Here is a 19,173-nt window from a genome sequence, read left to right as displayed (position 1 = left end):
TCGATGCTCATTCAACGTTTATGCACCCTGGCTGACCTGCCTGAAATAGAGCGGCTTGCCAGCGCCAGCCCGGTGGGCGTCACGGCGCTGCCGGCCGAGCGTCAACGCCTGGTCGATATCATCGAGGCCTCGGTGGCATCGATGGCGGAAGACGTTGTCTTCAGTGGGGAAGAGCGTTATCTGTTCGTGCTGGAAGACAAGTCATCGGGGCGGCTCGCTGGCTGTAGCAGCGTGATCGCCGCTGCAGGATTCAGCCAGCCGTTCTATACCTTCCGCAATGAAACCTTTGTGCATGCGTCGGGCGAGCTGGGCCTGCATAACCGGATTCACGTGTTGTCCTTGTGTCACGATCTGACCGGGCACAGCCTGCTGACGGGTTTCCATCTGGAGCCAGCAGCCAGATCGCAATCCAGCGCCCGCGAGCTGAATGCGCTGGGGCGGTTGTTATTCATGGCCAGTCATCCGCAGCGTTTCGCAGAATCCACCGCGGCAGAAATCGTCGGCATCAGTGATGGCGGCAATGCGCCCTTCTGGGATGCGGTAGGCCGGCATTTCTTCGCAGTCAGCTATAGCGAGGCGGAGCAGATCGGCAGCAGTCGTGGCCGCAATTTCCTCGCCGAACTGATGCCGGGGTATCCCATCTACGTGCCGATGCTATCGGATGAAGCGCAGGAGGTGATTGGCCAGGTGCATCCAACGGCTCAGGCGGTTTTCGACATTCTGATGCGTGAAGGCTTCGAGACGGACAACTATATAGACATCTTCGATGGCGGGCCGGTGGTTCAAGCCAGAACCGCTGCGCTGCGCACCGTGGCTACCAGTCAGGTGGCGCAGGTGGAAATAGGCGTCCCGGAGCCAGCCGATGCCCTCTGGCTGGCTGCGAACACTCAAGTTGCCGAGTATCGGGCCTGCGCATTGCGTCTGACCTGCCGTGCGGATGCACCACTGGTGCTTTCGGCAGAGCAGGCCGACCTGCTTCAGGTGGATGCCGGCGACACCCTCAGACTTGTCAGGGAGGCTTGATATGCTGGTTCGTGCTGCACGCGTCAGTGATCTGGCGAGCCTGACCCAATTGGCGGTTACTGCAGGAGCGGTGCTGACCACGCTGCCCGCCAGTGAAGAAGACCTCAGTCGCCGTTTGCGCAACGTTGAAGCCAGCTTTCGCGGCGAAGTCGAGAAGGCTGACGCGGATTACCTGCTGGTGCTTGAGGATGAAAGCGGCAACATTATCGGCACCACCGGGATGCTCGCCGCCGCCGGTCTGCGCGATCCCTGGTATAGCTATCGCCTGGGGCTTACCGTTACGGCGAGCCGCGAATTACAGGTCTATCGTCAGCATCCAACGCTGTTTCTGGTGAATGATCTGACCGGGGCGTCGGCGCTGTGCTCGCTGTATCTCGAGCCGCAGCACCGTGGTGGCCAGGTAGGCCGGTTATTGTCCAAGGCGCGTTTCATGTTCATGGCCGAATTCCCGCAGTCGTTCTCTTCACGAGTGATTGTTGAAATGCGCGGCGTCTCGGACGCGCAGGACCGTTCGCCCTTCTGGGAAAGCCTGGGCAGGCACTTCTTCCGTATGGAATTCTCGCGTGCGAACTATCTGACGGGGATCGGCAGCAAGGCGTTTATTGCCGAGATGATGCCGAAGTTTCCACTCTACGCCTGTTTTCTCAGCGAAGAAGCGCGGAACGCGATGGGCAAGGTGCATCCCGATTCGGAGTCCAATCTGGAAATGGCTCAGGAAGAGGGTATGAGCTACCAGGGCTATATCGACATCTTCGATGGCGGCGCAACACTTGAAGCGCCACTGAAGCAGATTCGCGCTATTCATGAGAGTCAGGTGTTGGTGCTGGCCACCGGCACGCCCGGTGACACCGCCGAATCCTTTCTCATCCATAATCGCGGACGCGAAGGCTGCCGCATCACTTGCGCGCCCGCACGGGTTGCCGCAGGCACCCTGGTGGTGGCGCCGGAAACCGCCGCGCGCCTCGGCGTGCGTGCTGGCACGCCGGTACGAGCCGTATCCTTGTGCGCCCGCCAGGCCTGAACGGCTGCCAATGACCTGACCTGACCGCGCTCAGGTGAGTCTATTGATACGATAGGGATTATCCAGCGTGCTGCTAATGCACGCTGGGCGTTCATACCTATATAATGCGGCCTTTGGCCTTGGTGACAGACATTATGTCCTCACTGTCCGGCTGACCTGTTCTGGTAAGGGGATTATGAAAAGCGCACAAATTCGTGAAGCCTTCCTTCGTTTCTTTGAAGGCCAGGGGCACACCCGTGTCGCCTCAAGTTCGCTGGTTCCGGCGGACGACCCGACACTGCTGTTCACCAATGCCGGCATGAATCAGTTCAAGGACTGTTTCCTCGGGCTGGACAAGCGTGCCTATACCCGCGCCACCAGCAGCCAGAAGTGTGTGCGTGCCGGTGGCAAGCACAACGATCTGGAGAACGTCGGCTATACCGCGCGGCATCACACATTTTTCGAAATGCTCGGGAATTTCAGCTTTGGCGATTATTTCAAGCGTGATGCAATCCTATACGCTTGGGCGTTTCTGACCTCCGAACAGTGGATGAATCTGCCGTCTGAAAAGCTCTGGGTCACGGTCTACGCCGATGATGACGAAGCCTTTGATATCTGGACCAAGGAAATCGGCGTGCCGGTCGAGCGGATGGTGCGTATCGGCGACAACAAGGGCGCCCCCTACGCCTCGGATAACTTCTGGGCGATGGGCGATACCGGTCCGTGCGGTCCCTGTACCGAAATCTTCTTCGATCATGGCGAGCATATCTGGGGCGGCCCGCCGGGTAGTCCGGACGAAGACGGTGACCGCTATATCGAAATCTGGAACCTGGTGTTCATGCAGTTCAATCGCACCGCCGATGGTGTGATGCATCCGCTACCGGCACCCAGCGTGGACACAGGCATGGGCCTGGAGCGGGTGAGTGCGGTGATGCAGAAAGTGCATACCAACTACGATATTGATCTGTTCCAGAACCTGCTGACAGCTGCGGCAGTAGCCATTGGCTGCGAGCAGAACAACGCTGCGTCACTGAAAGTCGTGGCCGATCATATCCGTTCCTGCAGTTTCCTGATCGCTGACGGTGTGCTGCCGTCCAACGAAGGGCGCGGCTACGTGTTACGCCGGATCATCCGCCGCGCTTGTCGCCACGGGAACAAGCTGGGCGCGTCAGGACCTTTCTTTCACAAAATTGCTGCGGGTCTGGTTGCCGAGATGGGCGACGCTTTTCCCGAACTCAAGGCTCAGCAGGCGCATATCGAACGTGTACTGAAAACCGAAGAAGAGCAATTTGCCAAGACGCTTGAACAGGGCCTGCGGATTCTCGAGCAGGATCTGGCGGATCTTCAGGGCAATGAAATTCCCGGCGAGGTGGTGTTCAAACTGTATGACACCTTTGGCTTCCCCATGGACCTGACCGGCGATATCGCCCGTGAGCGTGGCTTGACGCTGGATGAAGCCGGTTTCGAAGCAGCTATGGAGGCGCAGCGCAAGCGCGCCCGGTCCGCCAGCCAGTTTGGTCTGGACTACAACAGCCTGGTGAAAGTCGATGCCGAAACCCGTTTCCAGGGTTACGAAGGCACCACCGGCGCCGGCAAGATTTTGGCGCTGTACCGTGACGGTCAGCAAGTCGATAGTCTGGTCGAGGGCGAGAAGGGCGTGGTCATTCTGGATCAGACGCCGTTTTATGCGGAATCGGGCGGTCAGATTGGCGATACCGGTTACCTCGAAAGCGCGGGCGTACGTTTCGATGTACGCGACACCACCAAGGCCGGTAATGCCCACCTGCACCATGGGATCGTGGCCAGCGGCAGCCTGAGTGTTGGCGCCTCAATCAAGGCGGTTGTCGAGGAAGGCGTGCGCCAGGCTACCAAACTCAACCATTCGGCCACGCACCTGCTGCACGCGGCATTGCGTCAGGTGCTGGGTGAGCATGTGCAGCAGAAAGGCTCGCTGGTCGACAGCCAGCGCCTGCGTTTCGATTTCAGTCATTTCGAAGCCATCACGCCTGAGCAACTGCAGACGCTGGAAGATATCGTCAATGAGCAGATCCTGCTCAATACCGAAGTGAAGATTGAGCTGACCGATGTCGAAACCGCTAAGCAAAAAGGCGCTATGGCGCTGTTCGGCGAGAAGTACGGCAATGAAGTGCGCGTGCTGACGATGGGTAATGGCTTCTCGGTCGAACTCTGTGGCGGTACCCATGTGAGCCGCACCGGTGACATTGGCTTGCTGCGGATTGTCAGCGAAAGCGGTATTGCATCAGGGGTCCGGCGTATCGAGGCGGTCACCGGCAAGGCGGCATTGGCACACATGGCCGAAGCGGAAAAGCAGCTCCAGCAGGTCGCCCAGCTGGTGAAAGGCAGCCGCGACAACCTGATCGACAAGCTGACCGGTCTGATCGAGCGCAACCGCCAGCTGGAGAAGGATTTGGAACAGCTCAAGGCCAAGGCCGCCAGCGCAGCGGGCACCGATATGGCGGCCGAGGCGCAGCAGCTTGGCGACATGCGGGTACTGGTCAAGCGGGTCGACGGTCAGGATGGTAAGTCATTGCTGGCGCTGATCGATCAGCTGAAAAACAAGCTGGGTTCGGCGGTTATTCTGTTGGGCGGTGAGCTGGACGGTAAGGTTATCCTCGTCGCTGGTGTGACTAAAGATCTGACCGCCCGCGTCAAAGCAGGTGATCTGATTCGCAACACCGCGGCGCTAGTAGGCGGCAAGGGCGGTGGACGTCCCGACATGGCTCAGGGCGGCGGCACCGATGTTGCGGCCCTGGACAATGCGTTGGCCGAAGCACTGAATATGTTGCTGGGGTAAAGGCACTAAAGGCCCGGGCATCTGTGATGCCTGGAGAATGATCGGGTTTTCCGATTTCGCTATGGGGGTTGGTGCAATACGATGGCACTTATTGTCCAGAAATTTGGCGGTACCTCGGTTGGCAGTGTCGAGCGCATCTGCCAGGTCGCCGAGAAGATAAAAGGCTTCAGGGCCCGGGGAGATGATCTCGTGGTGGTGGTATCTGCCATGAGCGGCGAGACCAACCGCCTGATTGAGCTGGCGCGCCAGGTGCAGACCGATCCTGATGCCCGGGAGCTGGACGTGATCCTGTCGACCGGCGAGCAGGTCACTATTGGCCTGCTGGCCATGGCATTGAAAGCCATTGATGTGCCGGCGGTGTCCTACACCGGATCCCAGGTGCGCATTGTGACCGACAATGCCTTCAACAAGGCCCGGATCCAGCACATTGACGAAACCAGGATTCGCACTGATCTGGACGCGGGCAGGGTGGTCATCGTTGCAGGCTTTCAGGGCGTGGATGAGCAGGGCAACATCACCACGCTGGGTCGTGGAGGCTCTGACACCACAGGCGTCGCCTTGGCAGCGGCGCTCAAAGCCGACGAATGCCAGATCTATACCGACGTCGACGGGGTCTATACCACCGATCCGCGCGTTGTCGAAAGTGCCCGGCGACTGGACCAGATCACCTTCGAGGAAATGCTCGAGATGGCCAGTCTGGGCTCTAAGGTGCTGCAGATTCGGGCGGTCGAGTTTGCCGGCAAATACAGTGTTCCACTACGGGTACTGCATAGCTTCAAAGAAGGTCCCGGTACGCTAATCACCCTTGAGGAAGCCTCATCCATGGAACAACCCGTCATTTCAGGCATCGCATTCAATCGTGACGAAGCCAAGCTGACCATTCGTGGCGTGCCCGACACCCCCGGTGTGGCGTTCAAGATCCTGGGGCCGGTAAGCGCGGCGAACATTGAGATCGACATGATCGTGCAGAACGTGTCGAAGGATAATACGACTGACTTTACCTTTACCGTCAATCGCAACGATGTGCGCAAGACCGAAGATATTCTGCGTCAAATTGCTACCGAGATCGGGGCCCGCGAAGTGGCTGGCGACAGCAAGATCGTAAAAGTATCGATTGTTGGCGTTGGAATGCGCTCCCATGCGGGTGTGGCGAGTAAGATGTTTGAAGCGCTGTCGCGAGAAGGTATCAATATTCAGATGATCTCCACCTCTGAAATCAAGATTTCGGTGGTGATCGACGAAAAATACCTTGAGCTCGCGGTGCGTTCACTTCACTCAGCCTTTGATCTGGATACCGAAGTATCAGGGGCTGATCGTCTTTGAGTTGTCGTCCATAGTCTAACAAGCGCCTCTGGGAGCTTTTCGAGGGCACGGCTATTGTGGAGGCCGTGCCATATTGGCTACCCGGCATCAGTTAACCATAGGATGCATCGAACCCCTGATGCATCGCGTGGTCAACATCCATGCCAGCAAGGCGGCCGACAGGCAACTAGCCGGTTTTTGCAGACTGCTGTGTGCTGATCAAAATCAAGGAGAAAGGAATGCTAATTTTGACTCGTCGGGTTGGTGAAACCCTGATGGTAGGTGATGAAGTAACCGTGACCGTGCTGGGTGTCAAGGGCAACCAGGTTCGCATCGGGGTGAATGCGCCCAAAGAAGTGGCCGTTCATCGCGAGGAAATTTATCAGCGTATTCAAAAAGAGAAAGGTGAAGAGCCAAGCGTTTAAATTTCTTAAAGTTTTCATTGCATTGGGCAGAGCGCATCGGTAATATTCAGCGCGTTACGGAGAGGTGGCCGAGTGGCTGAAGGCGCTCCCCTGCTAAGGGAGTATATCTCAAAAGGGTATCGCGGGTTCGAATCCCGCCCTCTCCGCCACTTTGTGGTTGTAGTGGCAGTCAGACGTTAGCTTCTGAATTCTAAAGAAAAAAATGTTTGACAGTTGAAATTAACGCCCTATAATACGCCCCACAATGCACTCGTAGCTCAGCTGGATAGAGTACTCGGCTACGAACCGAGCGGTCGAAGGTTCGAATCCTTCCGAGTGCACCAAACGAAAAACCCACTGGTTAAAGCCGGTGGGTTTTTTTTTGCTCCTCACCTGATCGGTGAAGGTATGGCGGAACGCACAAACTGCTAGGCTGACACCAGGCTTGCCAGACATTGCGCCGCTTGGCCTGTCTCGCTGACGTACCGCCAGACCCCTCGGGAAGCATCCATGTCAGATTCCAGCCCCAACTCCCCCGACAGTCTCCAGGATCGACTTGACCAAGTTGTCCTGTTGCTCGATCAGCTCGGTATCGGTGATCACCGTGGAGCAGTAGAAGAGACTGAAGGCAGTCTCGCCTATGGCGCATCCTTGATCGCGTTACAGCGTCTGCTTGACGAGCTTCACCCTGCCGATATTGCCTATATCCTCGAATCCCTTCCGTTTGAAGAGCGGCTGGCGGTATGGCAGCGCGTACGTTCGGAGCGGGATGGGGAAATTCTCCTCGAAGTATCCGATGCGGTGCGTGAAACGCTCATAGCGGATATGGACGACTACGAGATCATAGCGGCGGCTAACAGTCTTGACGCCGATGAGCTCGCTGATCTCGCGCCCGACTTGCCACGTGATGTGGTACGCGAACTGATGGATACGCTCGATGCGCAACAGCGCGAGCGATTGCAATCAGCATTATCCTACGATGACGACCAGGTCGGGGCCTTGATGGATTTCGACATGGTCACCATCAGGGATGATGTATCGCTGGAAGTGGTGATCCGCTACCTGCGTCGCTTCGAAGTCTTGCCTGACCACACCGACAAGCTGTTTGTGGTCGACGGTGAAGGCGTGCTGAAGGGCGTTCTGCCGATCAAGCGCCTGCTGGTGGGTTCGCCGGATGAGCTGGTATATGACGCCATGGCCGGCGAGCCAGTCATTTTCGGCCCGCTGGATGATGCTGGCGAGGCTGCGCAGGCGTTCGAACGCTACGATCTGGTATCTGCACCAGTGGTTGACGCGCAGGGCAGGTTGCAAGGCCGTTTGACCATTGATGTGATGGTTGACTATATCCGTGAAGAAGGTGAAACCGAAGCGCTCAACGCGGCGGGCCTGCGCGAGGAAGAGGATATCTTCGCGTCGGTGTGGAAGTCAGTACGCAATCGTTGGGCCTGGCTGGCAGTGAATCTGTGTACCGCCCTGATCGCATCCCGGGTGATCGGGCTGTTCGAGAATTCCATTGAGCAGCTGGTGGCGCTGGCGGCGCTAATGCCGATCGTGGCCGGCATCGGTGGTAATTCGGGTAATCAGACCATCACCATGATTGTGCGCGGCATTGCCACCGGTCAGGTTCAGGTTGCCCACGGCAGACGGCTTATCCGCAAGGAGGCGTTGGTCGCCATGATCAATGGATTGTTCTGGGGTGTAGTGCTCTCAGTGATCGCCTACTGGCTCTATGCAAGCGTGGCGCTGGCTATCGTGCTGCTTGCAGCCATGACGCTGAACATGTTGCTGGCGTCGATCATGGGGGTGGTTATCCCGCTGGCGAGAATGCGTATGGGACGCGACCCGGCGCTTGGCGCCAGTGTGATGATTACAGCAATAACCGATAGCGGTGGGTTCTTCATTTTCCTTGGACTGGCTACAATATTTCTGCTTTGACGTCGGGTCCATCGGTGTCGGCCGAAACTTTTTCCCTCGTGTGGGGTCGGTCTGGCGGGAGGTTTTTGAGCGTGATAAAACCTTGCGGGGCCGGGCCCAGCTTCCCTTTCCGGTGTCGTTTATGATGTCGCCTGGATTGCCAAGAATGTCACATCAGGATACATTACACCGGTTTTGCGCGAGCAGAACCGGTCAAATCGACAGGCCGGTGTCGCTTTTTCCGAACAGTAAAATCGAATATTCAACAGCTCGCTTCGCGGGCGTGCGAGGGCGGGAGACAAGAATGAATTCAACCGAACTGCTTATGGAAGGCGTCGATCTGATGCTGATGGGAATGGGGGCGGTCTTCACGTTCCTAATCTCCCTGGTGATTATTGTTACGCTGATGTCCAAGCTGCTGGGGAAATATTTTCCCGAAGCGGTCCCGGTTTCCAAGCCGGCACGTCGGGCGCAGCCTGCTCCAGACGTAGTCGATTCCGAACTTATTGCCGTGATCACCGCTGCCGTAAAGCAGCATCGTTCGCGTGCGTCCTGATCCATATTGACGAAAACTTCACTATAAAATCCAAAAAGGCCATACAACTATGACCGATACCAAGAAGCCCTTGGGCATCACTGATGTCATTCTCCGAGACGCCCATCAATCCATCCTGGCCACCCGCATGCGCCTTGAGGACATGCTGCCGATAGCCGGCAAGCTGGACCAGGTAGGCTTCTGGTCAGTTGAGTCTTGGGGTGGTGCGACGTTTGACTCCTGCATCCGGTATCTGGGTGAAGATCCATGGGAGCGCATTCGCGAGCTGAAGAAAGCGATGCCCAATACGCGCCAGCAGATGCTGCTGCGCGGGCAGAACCTGCTTGGTTATCGTCATTATGCTGATGATGTGGTCGAGCGGTTCGTCGAACGAGCCGCGGTTAACGGTGTAGATGTGTTCCGTGTGTTCGATGCGATGAACGATCCGCGGAATCTGGAGACTGCGCTCAAGGCGGTCAAGGCCCAGGGCAAGCACGCCCAGGGCACGATTTCCTACACTACCAGCCCGGTTCACACTATCGAGATGTGGGTGGATCTGGCCAAGACCATCGAAGACATGGGCGCTGATTCCATCGCGATCAAGGACATGGCGGGTATCCTGAATCCGTACGTTGGTTTCGATCTGGTTTCGCGCCTGAAAGCATCATTGAGCATTCCTGTGCACATGCAGTGCCACGCGACTGCAGGTCTGTCCACTGCCGCTATTGTCAAGGCAGTCGAGGCCGGCATTGATAATGTCGATACCGCTATCTCCTCGATGTCGATGACCTATGGCCATTCGCCGACCGAGTCCGTGGTGGCGATTTTCCAGAACACCGAGCACGACACCGGCCTGGATCTGTTGCTGCTTGAGGAAGTTGCGGCCTATTTCCGTGAAGTGCGGAAGAAGTACGCCAAATTCGAAGGCAATCTGAAAGGCGTGGATTCGCGCATTCTCGTTGCTCAGGTCCCAGGCGGCATGCTCACCAACATGGAAAGTCAGTTGAAAGAGCAGGACGCCGGCGACAAGTTTGATGAAGTACTGGCAGAAATCCCCCGCGTTCGTGAGGACCTGGGTTTTATTCCGCTGGTGACACCTACCTCCCAGATCGTCGGCACACAGGCAGTCATTAACGTCCTGACGGGTGAGCGCTACAAGTCGATCACCAAGGAAACCTCCGGGATTCTCAAGGGTGAGTACGGCGCAGCACCGGCGCCCTTTAACTACGAGTTGCAGCAGCGTGTATTGGCAGGTGCCGAGGCGATTACCTGCCGGCCAGCTGATCTGCTGGAACCGGAAATGGACAAGCTGACCGCCGAGCTCCGAGGTATTGCACAGGAGAAGGGCATCAAGCTGGCCAGCAATGAAATTGACGACGTACTGACCTACGCGCTGTTCCCGCAGATCGGCCTGAAGTTCCTCGAGAACCGCGGTAATCCGGATGCCTTCGAGCCGGCACCGACTGGCCAGGAAATGGTTGCCAAAACAACCAAGCCCGGCGAGGCAGAGGTCTACACGGTTACGGTGAACGGTAAGGAGTTTGTGGTTCAGGTTGCTGATGGCGGCGACGTTACTGGCATCAAACCGGTCGCTGATTCAGCGCCTGCCGCACCTGCAGCCTCTGCTGCAGCTCCCGCTGCCGGCGCTGGCGAAGCGCAACCTGCGCCGCTGGCGGGGAATATCTTCAAGGTTCTGGTTGCCCCGGGTGATGCGGTAGAGGACGGCGAGGTAGTGATGATTCTGGAAGCCATGAAGATGGAAACTGAAGTCTGCGCGCGCAGAGCGGGGACTGTCGGTACGGTCAATGTCAAAGTGGGCGACGCGGTTAACGTCGGCGACACTTTGCTGACGATCGGTTAAGGAGATCCTTGAATGGATAAGCTTTTGATTCTTTGGCACTCCACCGGCCTGTATCACATACAGCCGGGTCAGCTGTTCATGATCTTCATCTGCTTCGGTTTGATTTACCTGGCAATCAAGAAGGGATTCGAGCCTTTACTGCTGATTCCGATCGGCTTTGGTGGCTTGATGGCCAATATCCCGGTCGCGAACATGTCTGAGGGTATGGGTATCCTCAAACTGATCTACGACGTGGGTATTCCGACCAGTGTTTTTCCGCTGCTGATCTTCATGGGTGTCGGTTCGATGACTGATTTCGGACCCATGCTGGCCAATCCGCGTACCTTGCTGCTAGGCGCCGCTGCACAATTTGGTATCTTCGGTACCCTGCTTGGTGCTTTGGCCCTTACCGCCTGGGGGATCCCGGGTTTTGAGTTCAGTCTCAAGCAGGCGGCGTCGATTGCCATTATTGGCGGAGCGGACGGTCCGACCTCGATCTTTGTGACCTCCAAGCTTGCTCCTGAGCTGCTGGGGCCGATCGCTGTCGCGGCGTATTCCTATATGGCCCTGGTGCCACTGCTGCAGCCGCCGATCATGCGCGCGCTGACCACGGAAAAAGAACGCTCAATCGTCATGACTCAGCTGCGTGTAGTGAGCAAGGCTGAGAAGATCATCTTTCCCTTGGCATTGGTGATGCTGGTTGGCTTGTTGCTCCCGGATGCGGCGCCGTTGATCGGCATGTTCTGTCTGGGTAATCTGATGCGCGAGTCAGGCGTCGTGGAGCGTCTGGCGGATACCAGTCGCAACGCTCTGATCAACATCGTGACCATTGGTCTCGGTCTGTCGGTTGGCGCCAAGCTGTCTTCCGAAGCCTTCCTGCAGCTGACGACGCTGGGCATTCTGGTGCTGGGCATGGTCGCCTTCTGCATGGGCACTGCTACCGGGGTATTGATGGCCAAACTGATGAACCTTGTCAGCAAGACCCCCATCAACCCATTGATCGGCTCGGCGGGCGTGTCTGCCGTACCCATGGCCGCTCGGGTATCCAATAAGGTCGGTCTGGAATCCAATCCGCACAACTTCCTGCTCATGCATGCCATGGGGCCGAACGTTGCAGGTGTGATTGGCTCGGCGGTGGCAGCAGGTGTCCTGTTGACGTTTGTCGGCTAGGTAGTAGAAGCGAAAAAAAACCCGCTCAGTGAGCGGGTTTTTTTTGCCCTACAACGATCAGGACGCTTCGTTTACCAATAGTGCTAGCAGGGCATTCTGCTGACGACGGCTCATTTCGCGGAAGCGTACCAGAAGTTCCTGTTCGGGATGGCTCAGTGATTCGAGCTGCTGATCGTTCAACACCTGCCTAGATGGCTGTTCTGGAAGGGTGGGCAGATCCAGCAGGCTATGCTCGAGACGCGCGATGATCTCGGAATTCATGCTGCGGTGATGCTGCTTGGCAACTTCAGCTATACGGTCCCGCATACCCTGCGGCAATCGTACAACGAATTTGTCCGCGGTCCTGCTGGTGTAGTGTTGGATTGCAGTTTTCATAAGGCAAGGATAATCGCTTTGTCTAGATATGGTCGATGGCGGCAACTGAAGCTGCTTGATACTCCGTCAGAGCGTGCGCCGGCTTTTTTTCAGGAGGAGCGGAACCCCCGATGTGATGCAGACAACAGATTCAGGCTCAATGCTCCTTTATACCTGTTTTTTTTAATTTTCCCACCTTTGTGACAAAAAAATGTCTGCAGAATGTGACAGATTGCAGGCGTAGCTGCGTTAGCTGGCATCAAACTTGTTTGCCAAGTGGCCAAGCTTGCGCTCGATCGGTTAATATGCGGATCGGTTTTTTGCTGTGAATCTGCGCTTGTAGCTCAGCTGGATAGAGCGACCGCCTCCTAAGCGGTAGGTCCCCGGTTCGAATCCGGGCTCGCGCACCATAGCAAAATGCTCCCCTTACCGGCCGTTCTCGTTCTAAACCCCCGTCAATCCACCGCCACGAATCCAGTACCCGTCGCCCATTGTGGCGCGCATGTTGCGCTATCCGCACACCTGTCCGATAATCGCCTATTATTTCTTTCGTCAGAGTCTACTGATGCCCGATACGCTGCCACCCAGGTCGTCCCTCGCTCCGCCTGCCTATATCTCACCGGCCAAGCGCATCGCCGCGATGAGTGGCGACCCGAATTTCATGACGTCCATGGCCCGGGGGCTTGCGGTTATCAATGCGTTTCAGGAACGCAAACGGCATCTCACCATTGCGCAGATAAGCCACCGCACGGAGATCCCGCGGGCGGCGGTACGTCGCTGTCTGTACACCTTGATGAAGCTTGGATACGCCACCACAGACGGACGGACCTATTCTCTGCTCCCGAAGGTGCTTACGCTGGGCCATGCCTATCTGTCTTCCACGCCGCTGGCGGTCTCCGCGCAGCCCTATTTGGATCGGCTCAGCGAGCAGCTGCACGAAGCCTGCAATCTGGCGACGCTGGAAGGTGATCAGGTGCTGTATATCGCCCGCTCCGCGATCCCTCAGCGGCTGATCTCGGTGGATCTCAGTGTCGGTAGCCGTCTGCCTGCGTACTGCACCTCGATGGGGCGGGTACTGCTCGCTGCGATGAGCGATGAAGAGCTCACCGACTATCTGGCGAACGCTGAGCTGCAGCCCAAGACCAGCCGCACCATTTCCACGCCAGAAGGCCTCTGGGAGTGCCTGCAGCAGGTGCGGCGCCAGGGCTGGTGCATTGTCGACCAGGAGCTGGAGCAGGGGCTGCGCTCGATCGCGGTACCGGTGTTCGATTCGGCGGGGCATGTGCTGGCGGCCATGAACGTCAGTACCCATGCGGGTCGAGTGCCGGCGGCTGATCTTGAGCAGCGGATACTGCCCGTAATGCTGAAGGCCAGCGAAGAATTGAGCAGCCAGTTATTCAATCCGGTCTGAATAGATCTTGAGGCGGGCCAAGCATCGCGTAAGCGTTTTAGTTGGGTTGGCAGTCAGGGGTAGCGGCCAGTCAATCGATTTTCCACCAGCCCGTCGAGGATGGTATTGGTCAGCCGCATCACCGCATTCGGATTTTCCCCGCGTCGCCGGGAGGCTATTACCGGCACAGTGATGTTTTCATCCTCCAGCGGCATGTACTCCACCCCTTCACGCTGAAGCCGCCGGACCTGCTCTGGCACCAGAGTGAACCCCATGTCCGATGCCACCAGCGATAACGCCGTCTGCAGATCGTTGACCTGCTGAATAACATTGACGCGCAAACCGCGGCGGTGGAACAGGCCCTGCGTCAGATCGGATAAATTAGGACCCGGGCCGGAAGGGAAGGCAATCATGGGCCATGCCGATAGCTCCTTCATGGAAGGGCGATGGCTCGTCAAGGTGCTACCCGATGGAATGGCGGCGATGATGGGCTCGTCGAATAACAGCTCCTGATCCACGTCCGGATCTTCGATACGGATGCGACCAAAGCCTATATCTATCTTGCCCGCCTTGAGCGCATCCACCTGTTCGCGGGTTTTGAGCTCGTGCAGCACGATTTCCAGATTCTTATTCTGTCGCAGCCGCCGGACCATGGAGGGTAGCTGGCCGTAGAACACAGAGGGGACGAAGCCGATGGAGAAAACCGTCTTGCGGTGCTGGGCAATTCGTCGGGTATCACTGATGGTGCTCGTCACCTTGTCGAGGATTTGGCGCGCCTGCTCCAGAAAATACTTGCCGCCGGCCGTCAACTCGAGGCCGCGGGGCTTGCGAATGAACAGCTCGACGCCCACCTCTTCTTCGAGCTGTCTGATGGCGCGGGTCAGCGGCGGTTGGGCGATAAATAGCTTTTTTGCGGCCCGCGTGAAGTTCTGCTCTTCAGCCACCGCGATGAAGTAGCGCAAGTGTCTTAGCTCCATCCATACCTCCAAGGTATCGCTGCGAACCTAAACTGTATTGGTTCATCATACTGAAACTTCGTACTGTTCGAATCACGGGTTTATCAAATTGCGATTCGGAGAGCACATGTCCGCAACCATTCAGTCCATCGAAGCCATCCTGGTCGACATTCCGACCATCCGGCCGCACAAGCTATCCATGACAACCATGGGCGTTCAGACCATGGTGATAGTACGCATGATGGATTCCGATGGCCTCGAAGGTCTGGGTGAAGCGACTACCATCGGTGGTCTGGCTTACGGCCCGGAAAGCCCGGAAAGCGTCAAGCTCAGCATCGATACCTATTTCAAACCGCTTCTGCTCAATCAGCCCGCTGCGGCCGTCAATACCCTCAGGGTAAGGCTAAACCAAGCTATCCGAGGAAACAACCTGGCAAAGTCCGCTATTGAAACGGCCTTGCTGGATCTTCAGGGCAAGCATCTGGATCGCCCGATGTCGGATCTGCTCGGCGGCGCCTTGCATGCTCACATTCCTGTGCTCTGGACACTGGCCAGCGGCGACACCGCCAAGGATATCGACGAGGCTCAGACATTGCTGGCGCAAAAACGCCATTGCGATTTCAAGCTGAAGATCGGCTCCCGAGCGCTGATGGACGACGTGCGCCATGTGGCAGCCATCAAGAACGCGGTTGGCGACGACGCCAGTGTGCGGGTCGACGTCAACCAGGCCTGGGATGAAACCACGGCATCAAAGGGCATGGCCGAGTTGCAGGCGGCGGGTATCGATCTGGTCGAGCAGCCCACCCCCATGAAGGATTTCGCGTCGCTGGTGAGGCTGTCGAGCAAGTTTCATATCCCCATTCTGGCCGATGAATCGGTCGCCGATGCCAAGGACCTCTTTGCTCTGGCAGCGGCCGGTTTTGCAGGTGCCGTTGCCATGAAGATCGCCAAGGCCGGCGGCCCTCTGCGTGCGCTTGAGCAGGCAACGGTTGCCCAGGCAGCCGGTATTGGCCTGTACGGGGGCACGCTGCTTGAAGGCACGATCGGCACCGCCGCGTCGCTGCATGCCTGGTCGACGCTGCACACCCTGCACTGGGGTACCGAAATGTTCGGACCACTGCTTATGAAGGACGACATCGTCATCAAGCCTTTGAATTTCCACAGCAACGGTGTGGATCTGCCCACTGGTCCCGGCCTGGGTGTGGAGTTGGACGAAGACAAATTGGCCTTCTATCGCCGCAAGGCATAACCGGCCCAAGGCCCAACAACCGGAGAGCAACCATGCTTTTTAAAGTAGAAATGAAAGTGAACATCCCGCACGACATGCCTGCGGACAGGCTTGCGGATATCAAGGCCGCGGAAAAGACCTACGCTCAGGACCTGCAGCAGCAGGGCAAGTGGCGTCACCTTTGGCGCGTGGCGGGCAGCTACGCCAACGTGAGCATTTTCGATGTTGAGGACAACACCGAGCTGCAGGAGCTGATCAGCAGTCTGCCCCTGTTTCCTTATATGGACATTTCCGTCGCACCCCTGTGCCGCCATCCGTCCTCCATCCGTGACGACGACAGCTGACAGGTATACCCCACCGGAACCGGCGCATCCACAGATCCAAGCGCCTCCGAGACGTTACAACAAGAAACTGAGGAGAACGACAATGACTGTTAAAACCATGCAATCTGCCGACGTGAAAGAGCTGCTGGAAAAGGTAGCAGGCTTCAACACATCCGGTGGTGACGAGCGCGTGAAGAAGATCGTCCACCGCGTCATGCACGACATCTTCCAGATCGTTGAGGATTTCGATGTCACCCCGGAAGAGTTCTGGAGTGCCGTCTACTACGTCAGTGAGCTGGGCGCCAATGGTGAAACAGCGCTGCTGGCGCCGGGACTGGGCATGGATCGCTACCTGGATATCCGTCTGGACGCTGAAGACGAGCAGGCCGGTCTGGCCGGCGGCACGCCACGCACCATCGAAGGTCCGCTGTATGTGGCCGGTGCCCCCATCAGTGAAGGTTTCGCCCGTATGGACGACGGCTCCGCCAAGGATGCCGAAGTCATTCTGATCAAGGGTCGGGTTACCGATGATCAGGGCGCACCACTGGCCGACGCCGTGGTCGACATCTGGCACGCCAACACCAAGGGAGCCTATTCCTTCTTTGACAAGTCGCAGAGCGAATACCATCTGCGCCGCCGCATCAAGACCGATGCCAACGGCTGTTACGCCGCCCAGAGCATCATGCCCTCTGGTTACGGTTGCCCACCCGACGGTTCTACCCAGAAGCTGTTGAACCAGCTCGGCCGCCACGGCCAGCGCCCGGCACATATCCATTACTTCGTTTCCAAGCCGGGCTTCAAGCACCTCACCACCCAGATCAACATTGCCGGTGATGAATACACCTTCGATGACTTTGCCTTCGCAACGCGTGAAGAGCTGGTGGTTGAGGCCAAGCCTGTGCAGCACTCCGATACCGCTGCGCAGCACGGACTTACCGGCCCGATTACTGAGGTCGAGTTCAACGTGACGCTGGTAGCCACTGACAAGGCCGAGCTGCAAGAGCGCCATGCTCGCCGCCGCGCCCTGGAAACCACGGAGTAAACGACATGACCAACAGACTCGACATGCTTGCCGAAAAGGTCAAGGGCGCAGTGGTAGCAGACCCTGCAACCGGCCGCTACCAATGTGATCGCGGCATCTTCACCGATCAGGAACTGTTCGACCTGGAGATGAAATACATCTTCGAAGGCAACTGGGTATACCTGGCTCACGAGAGCCAGGTCGCTGAGCCGGGCGATTACTTTACGGTAACGGTGGGGCGCCAGCCGGTGATCGTCACCCGCACCAAGGATGGCGAGCTCAAGGCCATCCTCAATACCTGCTCGCACCGGGGCGCCACCCTGTGCCGCAGGAAGCGTGGCAACAAGGCCTCCTTCACCTGTCCCTTCCACGGCTGGACCTTCCGCAACGACGGTCAGCTGCTCAAGGCAAAGGATCAGAAGAAGGGCGGCTATCCCGAGCAGTTCAATACCGATGGCTCGCATGATCTCAAGCAGATGCCCAAGTTCGGCAACTACCGGGGCTTTCTGTTCGGCAGCCTGAGCGCTGATGTGGTGCCGCTTGAAGAGCACCTGGGTGAAGCCACCAAGATCATCGACAACATCGTGGATCAGTCGGAAGACGGCCTGGAGATCCTGCGTGGTACCTCTACCTATACCTACGAGGGTAACTGGAAGCTCACCGCGGAGAATGGCGCGGACGGTTACCACGTCGGCACCGTGCACTGGAACTACCTGTCCACCATGGGCCAGCGCAACTACGACAAGGGCGGCACCGAGGCCGTTGATGCCAAGAGCTGGTCGGCTGATGGTGGTTTCTATTCCTTTGAAAACGGCCACATGATGCTCTGGACGCGCCTGCTCAACCCGGAAGTGCGGCCCATCTTCAGCCAGCTCGAGCGCCTGCGCCAGACCTTCGGTGAGGCCCGTGCCGACTCGATCGTGGGCACTACCAAGAACCTGTGCCTGTACCCCAACGTGTACCTGATGGATCAGTTCTCCACGCAGATCCGCGTGACGCGTCCCATCAGCGTCGACAAGACCGAGGTGACCATCTACGCCTTCGCCCCGAAGAACGAGTCGGCCGAGCTTCGCACCAAGCGCATTCGCCAGTACGAGGACTTCTTCAACGTCACTGGCATGGGTACGCCTGACGACCTGGAGGAATTCCGCGCCTGTCAGAACGGTTATGAAGCCCAGGGCATGCGCTGGAATGACATGAGCCGTGGCGCCGCGCACTGGATAGATGGCCCTGACGAGCACGCCAATCAGATCGACATGAAGCCCATCATGAGCGGTGCCAAACCCGATGATGAAGGCCTGTACGTCAATCACCACCAGCATTGGCAGGTCGAGATGGCCCGCGCCATTGCGGCCGAGCGTGCCAGCCTCATTCCTGTGACTACAGAGGAGGCTTCAGCATGAGCCTGAGCTATCACGACATCGAGCAGTTCATCATCCGCGAAGCGCGTTATCTGGATGACCGCCAGTGGGACCAGTGGCTGGCGTGCTACCACGAAGAGGTCACTTACTGGATGCCTGCCTGGGATGACAACGATGAGCTGACCGAAGACCCGCAGCGCGAGATATCGCTCATCTATTACCCCAACAAGGACGGGTTGGAAGATCGGATCTACCGCATCAAGACCGATCGCTCCGGTGCCAGCTCCATGCCCGAGCCGCGCACTACACACTTCACCAGCAACCTGGAAGTTCTGTCCCAGAGCGAGAGTGAAGTAAAGCTGCGGTTCAACTGGCTTACCAAGGCCTATCGCTACAAGAAGACCGCCGAATTCTTCGGCACCTCCTTCTACACCCTGGATGTCACCGGCGACCAGCCGCTGATCCGGGAAAAGCGTCTGGTTCTGAACAACGATTGCATCAATCAGGTGCTGGACATTTACCACCTGTAATTGATGG

Annotated in this window: 17 protein-coding genes and 3 tRNA genes; 18 read left to right on the top strand and 2 right to left on the bottom strand. The window is 57.7% G+C overall.

All coding sequences use genetic code 11. The features are described from left to right. Positions 1-3 precede the first annotated feature (3 nt). The 11 genes from FHK95_RS05280 to FHK95_RS05230 all read left to right on the top strand — a co-directional run bounded on the left by FHK95_RS05280 (position 4) and on the right by FHK95_RS05230 (position 12,003). Positions 4-1,023: an arginine N-succinyltransferase gene (locus FHK95_RS05280; protein ID WP_150303559.1), complete on the top strand. Its 1,020-nt coding sequence runs from the start codon at positions 4-6 to the stop codon at positions 1,021-1,023. Between the two features lies 1 nt (position 1,024). Further along, positions 1,025-2,044 (top strand): arginine N-succinyltransferase, encoded by a 1,020-nt coding sequence (astA, locus tag FHK95_RS05275; protein WP_150303558.1) that lies wholly within the window; start codon positions 1,025-1,027, stop codon positions 2,042-2,044. A gap of 175 nt (positions 2,045-2,219) precedes the next feature. Next, entirely contained in the window at positions 2,220-4,838 is a 2,619-nt protein-coding gene (gene alaS, locus FHK95_RS05270; protein WP_150303557.1) for an alanine--tRNA ligase, read from the top strand. A gap of 81 nt (positions 4,839-4,919) precedes the next feature. Further along, positions 4,920-6,161, top strand: a complete 1,242-nt coding sequence (locus tag FHK95_RS05265; RefSeq protein WP_150303556.1) for an aspartate kinase — start codon at positions 4,920-4,922, stop codon at positions 6,159-6,161. A gap of 218 nt (positions 6,162-6,379) precedes the next feature. After that, the gene (gene csrA, locus FHK95_RS05260) at positions 6,380-6,565 is read left to right on the top strand and encodes a carbon storage regulator CsrA (protein WP_150300421.1); all 186 of its coding nucleotides are present in this window, start codon (positions 6,380-6,382) and stop codon (positions 6,563-6,565) included. A gap of 58 nt (positions 6,566-6,623) precedes the next feature. Further along, positions 6,624-6,714: transfer RNA gene (locus FHK95_RS05255), tRNA-Ser, on the top strand. A 97-nt stretch (positions 6,715-6,811) separates the two neighbouring features. Then, positions 6,812-6,888: transfer RNA gene (locus FHK95_RS05250), tRNA-Arg, on the top strand. A 166-nt stretch (positions 6,889-7,054) separates the two neighbouring features. After that, complete coding sequence (mgtE, locus tag FHK95_RS05245; RefSeq protein ID WP_150303555.1) at positions 7,055-8,479, top strand: magnesium transporter; 1,425 nt, start codon at positions 7,055-7,057, stop codon at positions 8,477-8,479. A 283-nt stretch (positions 8,480-8,762) separates the two neighbouring features. Continuing rightward, a complete protein-coding gene (locus FHK95_RS05240) occupies positions 8,763-9,014 on the top strand; it encodes an OadG family protein (RefSeq protein ID WP_150303554.1) in 252 nt (83 codons plus the stop codon). A 49-nt stretch (positions 9,015-9,063) separates the two neighbouring features. Next, on the top strand, positions 9,064-10,854 hold the full coding sequence (gene oadA, locus FHK95_RS05235) for a sodium-extruding oxaloacetate decarboxylase subunit alpha (protein WP_150303553.1): 1,791 nt from the start codon (positions 9,064-9,066) through the stop codon (positions 10,852-10,854). 12 nt (positions 10,855-10,866) lie between these two features. Next, a complete protein-coding gene (locus FHK95_RS05230; RefSeq protein WP_150303552.1) occupies positions 10,867-12,003 on the top strand; it encodes a sodium ion-translocating decarboxylase subunit beta in 1,137 nt (378 codons plus the stop codon). Between the two features lie 57 nt (positions 12,004-12,060). Here the strand turns inward: FHK95_RS05230 and FHK95_RS05225 are convergent, their stop codons facing one another. After that, positions 12,061-12,378 (bottom strand): Arc family DNA-binding protein, encoded by a 318-nt coding sequence (locus FHK95_RS05225; protein ID WP_150303551.1) that lies wholly within the window; start codon positions 12,376-12,378, stop codon positions 12,061-12,063. 312 nt (positions 12,379-12,690) lie between these two features. Here FHK95_RS05225 and FHK95_RS05220 point away from each other — a divergent pair. Then, positions 12,691-12,767, top strand: a tRNA-Arg gene (locus FHK95_RS05220). 155 nt (positions 12,768-12,922) lie between these two features. Next, a complete protein-coding gene (locus FHK95_RS05215) occupies positions 12,923-13,768 on the top strand; it encodes an IclR family transcriptional regulator (RefSeq protein ID WP_150303611.1) in 846 nt (281 codons plus the stop codon). Positions 13,769-13,821: 53 nt separating this feature from the next. On the opposite strand, the gene FHK95_RS05210 is transcribed toward FHK95_RS05215, so the two are convergent. Beyond that, complete coding sequence (locus FHK95_RS05210) at positions 13,822-14,724, bottom strand: LysR family transcriptional regulator (protein WP_150303550.1); 903 nt, start codon at positions 14,722-14,724, stop codon at positions 13,822-13,824. 106 nt (positions 14,725-14,830) lie between these two features. Here FHK95_RS05210 and FHK95_RS05205 point away from each other — a divergent pair, with 106 nt between their 5' ends. From FHK95_RS05205 to benB, 5 genes are all read left to right on the top strand, one after another. Then, on the top strand, positions 14,831-15,952 hold the full coding sequence (locus FHK95_RS05205; RefSeq protein WP_150303549.1) for a muconate/chloromuconate family cycloisomerase: 1,122 nt from the start codon (positions 14,831-14,833) through the stop codon (positions 15,950-15,952). A gap of 32 nt (positions 15,953-15,984) precedes the next feature. Next, on the top strand, positions 15,985-16,275 hold the full coding sequence (gene catC, locus FHK95_RS05200) for a muconolactone Delta-isomerase (RefSeq protein WP_150303548.1): 291 nt from the start codon (positions 15,985-15,987) through the stop codon (positions 16,273-16,275). Between the two features lie 82 nt (positions 16,276-16,357). After that, the gene (catA, locus tag FHK95_RS05195) at positions 16,358-17,296 is read left to right on the top strand and encodes a catechol 1,2-dioxygenase (protein ID WP_150303547.1); all 939 of its coding nucleotides are present in this window, start codon (positions 16,358-16,360) and stop codon (positions 17,294-17,296) included. A 5-nt stretch (positions 17,297-17,301) separates the two neighbouring features. Next, entirely contained in the window at positions 17,302-18,678 is a 1,377-nt protein-coding gene (locus FHK95_RS05190; protein WP_150303546.1) for a Rieske 2Fe-2S domain-containing protein, read from the top strand. Continuing rightward, complete coding sequence (benB, locus tag FHK95_RS05185) at positions 18,675-19,166, top strand: benzoate 1,2-dioxygenase small subunit (protein ID WP_150303545.1); 492 nt, start codon at positions 18,675-18,677, stop codon at positions 19,164-19,166. The genes FHK95_RS05190 and benB overlap by 4 nt, the downstream gene beginning before the upstream one ends. Positions 19,167-19,173: the final 7 nt, after the last annotated feature.

Origin of the sequence: Pseudomonas saliphila, from assembly GCF_008638345.1 — a bacterium.
Lineage (GTDB): Bacteria > Pseudomonadota > Gammaproteobacteria > Pseudomonadales > Pseudomonadaceae > Halopseudomonas > Halopseudomonas saliphila.
The sequence above is the reverse complement of the archived record's forward strand: the minus strand, read 5'-3'. Positions and strand labels throughout refer to the sequence as shown.